Annotated in this window: 5 protein-coding genes; all 5 read right to left on the reverse strand. The window is 74.3% G+C overall.

All coding sequences use genetic code 11. From position 1 onward, the window contains the following. Positions 1–92: 92 nt before the first annotated feature. Positions 93–650 carry a hypothetical protein gene (locus tag VOI19_RS15875; protein WP_323793937.1) on the reverse strand — a complete coding sequence of 186 codons (558 nt, stop codon included), beginning with the start codon at positions 648–650 and terminating at the stop codon, positions 93–95. Beyond that, positions 647–1,921, reverse strand: a complete 1,275-nt coding sequence (locus tag VOI19_RS15880) for a DUF58 domain-containing protein (RefSeq protein WP_323793938.1) — start codon at positions 1,919–1,921, stop codon at positions 647–649. Before VOI19_RS15880 ends, VOI19_RS15875 begins: the two co-directional genes overlap by 4 nt. A 2-nt stretch (positions 1,922–1,923) precedes the next feature. Continuing rightward, on the reverse strand, positions 1,924–2,949 hold the full coding sequence (locus VOI19_RS15885; RefSeq protein ID WP_323793939.1) for a MoxR family ATPase: 1,026 nt from the start codon (positions 2,947–2,949) through the stop codon (positions 1,924–1,926). Continuing rightward, positions 2,949–3,419: a hypothetical protein gene (locus VOI19_RS15890; RefSeq protein ID WP_323793940.1), complete on the reverse strand. Its 471-nt coding sequence runs from the start codon at positions 3,417–3,419 to the stop codon at positions 2,949–2,951. The genes VOI19_RS15885 and VOI19_RS15890 overlap by 1 nt, the downstream gene beginning before the upstream one ends. Further along, on the reverse strand, positions 3,416–3,898 hold a 483-nt coding region (locus VOI19_RS15895), incomplete at its 5' end, for a DUF4129 domain-containing protein (protein ID WP_323793941.1). The genes VOI19_RS15890 and VOI19_RS15895, both read right to left, overlap by 4 nt.

Genomic DNA, 3,898 nt, shown 5'->3' on the forward strand with positions numbered 1-3,898 from the left:
GCGCCGTACGTCGTGACCCGACCGCGAGGGACGGACTCGACGATGCCGAGCACCCCCTCGACGTACCTCTCGTCAGCGCGCACCGCAGCAGGCTACCGATCTGCAGGGCGGCTGCCCGAGTGGTTCAGGGCCACCGCCACGCCGGCGACCAGGAGCGTCGCGACCAGCAGGCCCGTCTGCCAGAGCGCAACCTGCGCCGACGCCTCGTCGGCGACGCGCGCCACCAGCCACACCAGCGGCGCGGCCACGAGCACCAACGCTCCGCGCGCGGCCCAGCGCGAGCCCAGGCGGGCGTCCACCGGCACGCCCCCGGGCCCGTAGGCCGCCAGGAGCCCGGCGAGGTGGGCCAGCAGGAGGAGGAGGGCGGCCACCAGGATCGAGGGGTGCAGGGCGTCGTCGACCCGGCTCCACCAGGCCACGACGACACCGAGGGTGAGCAACCCGGCGCCGGAGTCGGGCGCGATGGCGAAGCCCACCGACAGGACCACCACGATCGCGACCACCGAGGGCGGGGCGCTCTCCCCTGCGGCCGACGCCACCAGCACGGCCGAGGTCGGGGCCAGCAGCATCACGAGGAGCAGCGCGAGCGCCGACACCGGCCAGTCCCGCAGGGCCAGCAGGGCACGGAGCAGGTCCGCGGGCGCCCTCACGCGCGCACCCGCGGGTGTCCGCCGCGGCGACCCAGGTCGCGCATCACCTCGTCGACGGTGCCCCGTCCGCGCCACGTGACGACCGGGCACCCGATGGCGTCGAGAGCGCTGAGCACCCCGCCGCGGTCGAGACGACGCATCCGCCAGGCCAGGTCGACCAGCGTCTGGTCGCGGTCGGGCAGGTCGGGCACGAGGTCCTCGGGCAGCGTGTCGATCACGACCGTCGGGATCCCCCGTCGCGTCAGGGTGGCAGCCGTCGTGGCGATCGTGTCGGCCAGCAGCGGCGACAGCAGGACGACGGTCGTGCCGGCGCCGACGCGCAGGTTGAGTCGGGTGGCCTCGTCGTACGGCGCCGACCCGGGTCGTACGGCGGCGAGGGTGCCCAGCACCCGCCTCAGGTGACGGCGCCCGACCCCGGCGGGCACAGGGCGCGCGCGATCGCCGATCAGCTTGAGCGAGACCCGGTCGCCCTGGGCCGCGGCGTGCTCGGCGAGGGCGGCCGCGGCGCGCACGGTGAGGTCGAGGCTGCTGGTGCTCCCACCGAGGCCTCCCGAGGCGCCGTGCTCGGCGAGCAGGTCGACGACCAGCATCAGTCCGGCGTCCTGCTCGGCACGGGTGGTCGTGGTGTGCAGCGCGCCGGTGCGCGCCGAGACCCGCCAGTTGATCCGACGCAGCCGGTCGCCCGGCTGGAAGGTGCGGATGCCGGCGAGCTCGCTGCCCTGACCCTGCTGCGTCGAGCGGTGAGCGCCCACGAGGCCCTTGGGTCGGGGCTGCTCGGCACGCGAGTCGTAGGCGGGCGCCGCCGGCAGCACGCTCAACGGGCGCTCGGCCGGGACCACCGGCCCCCAGCGGAACCCCGCCCAGGTGCTCGTCAGCGCGATGCGTTCGCTCACGACGTAGCCGCCCCACCGGCGCGGGCTCACCTCGAGCTGGCGAGTGGCGGGCCACGGCGAGACCAACCTCCCCTGGTGCGGGCGACCGACGACCAGACGCTGGGGGGTCAGCACCCGGGTGACCTGCTCGACGTCGTCGGCTTCACTGATGTGCAGGTCGAGGGAGACGCCCTCCCCCTCGCGCAGGGAGGTGTGCGGCATGGCGGTCTCGACGAGGGGTCGGCTGATCGGTCGGCGCCACAGGGCGGGCACCGACACCAGCAGCAGTGGGACCGTCAGCACCAGCACACCGGGCTCCCCCAGCACGACGGCAGAGGCCAGCCCGCCGGCGCCGAGCACGGCCGATCGCCGCAACGCACCCGTGGCGCGCCAGTGCACGCTCAGACCTCGAGGGTCGTCGGCGTCGGGACCCGTCCGAGCAGGTCGGCCACGACGGTGGCCCCGGAGGCCTCGGTCATCCAGAGCTCGGGCTTGATGGAGATCCGGTGGGCCAGCACCTCGCGGGCCACGGCCTTGACGTCCTCGGGGATCACGTAGTCGCGCCCGTTGAGCACGGCGACGCCGCGCGCGGCGAGCACGAGACCGAGCGACCCGCGGGGCGAGGCCCCGACCATGACGTGGCTGTGGCTGCGAGTCGCCGCCGCGAGGTCGACGCAGTAGCGCCCGATGCTCGCATCGATCCGGACCGCCTCGACGCAGGCCTGGAGGGCGCGCACCCCGTCGGCGTCGGTGAGGGCCTCGAGCGTGAGCTCCTCACGCTGCCGCTCGACGCGGCGGGTGAGCACGTCGTGCTCCTCGGCCGCGCTGGGGTAGCCGAACTCGACCCGCAGCAGGAACCGGTCGAGCTGGGCCTCGGGCAGCGGGTAGGTGCCTTCGTACTCGACCGGGTTGGCCGTGGCGATCACCGAGAACGGGTCCGGCAGCGGGAACGTCTGCCCCTCGACGGTCACCTGGCGCTCCTGCATCGCCTCCAGCAGCGCCGACTGCGTCTTGGGAGGGGTCCGGTTGATCTCGTCGGCCAGCAGCAGCCCGGTGAAGATCGGGCCCTTGCGGAAGTCGAACTCGCCGCGACGCTGGTCGTAGATGAACGACCCGGTGAGGTCGGCCGGGAGGAGGTCCGGGGTGAACTGCGCCCGCGCGAAGTCGAGTCCGAGCACCTGCGCGAGCGACCTGGCCGTCAGGGTCTTGCCCAGGCCGGGGAGGTCCTCGACGAGCACGTGTCCCTTGGCGAGGACGGCGGCGAGCACGAGACCGATCCGGTCACGCTTGCCGACCACCGCCCGGCCGACCTCGTCGAGGATGCGGGTGCAGAGGTCGGCGGCCTCGCGGGCCGACAGCTGGCCCGCAGGGGCGGTCGGGGCGCTCGACCCGGGGGCGTCGGCGGTGTCAGTGGTGTTCGGGGTCATCACAGCTCCTCGATGGTGCGTAGGCAGAGATCGATGTCGCCGGGCGAGAGCCGGCCGTCGCGTGCGAGCAGCGTCAGCACGGGCTCGCCGAGGTGGGTGCGGCCCTCGTCGGAGTCGAGGCCGACCCCGTGCGTCGCACGCAGCGCCCGGTCGGCGAGGCCGCGGAGGCGCCGTCGCAGGTGGTCGTTGGGAAGTCGGGCGCTCTGGTGGCTCTCGAGCAGACGCAGGTCGGAGAAGGTGGCGCTGTCGCGGCCGCGGGTGAGTGGGTCGCCGATCGCACGCGGCACCCACTCGGTGCGTGCCCCGGTGACGCTCTCCGCCACCAGCGCGTAGCCCCCGACCGCGAGCGCGGTGAGCAGCAGGATGGCGATCGGGTCGGGGTCCAGGGAGAGCAGGGCGGTTGCTGCCCACACGCCCAGACCGACCGCGACCACGCTCGCCGTACGACGAAGTGCCTGCTGGGCCGTCACGAGCCGACCCGCCCGTCGCGGGCCGAGCCCGGCAGCGTGGTGCGGATCCGGCGCAGCGCGTCGCCCGCCGCCGACCGCTCGGTCTCACCGAGGTCGTGGTCGGAGAAACGGGCCAACCGGAAGAGCTCGGCCAGGTCGGCGGTGGCTCGGTCGTCGGCCCGCACGGACTCGAGGAGCCGTACGGCGAACTCCGTCGACGTCTCCCACATCTCGCGAGGCACGCCCGCGAGGGCGGCCTGGTGCTCGAAGCGCAACCAGGCCTCCACGATCCCGTTACGAGGCGCCCCCTCGGCCAGGGCTGCGTCCTGCTCGTCGGCGTCGGCGAGCATGGCCGAGGCCACGGCGTCGACGGAGCCGACCAGGTCGAAGTCGGGATCTAGGTCTTCCTCGAGTCGGGACTCTCCCGACCTGGCACGACGGCGCCGCCAGGCACGCACCACCAGCAGCACCAGAGCCAGCGCGGTGACGACCGCCGCGAT

The organism is Nocardioides sp., from assembly GCF_034670285.1.
GTDB lineage: Bacteria > Actinomycetota > Actinomycetes > Propionibacteriales > Nocardioidaceae > Nocardioides.

Excerpts from the sequence above, each read along its gene's own strand:
- VOI19_RS15885 (WP_323793939.1), bottom strand. The coding sequence starts at position 2,949 with ATGACCCCGAACACCACTGACACCGCCGACGCCCCCGGGTCGAGCGCC.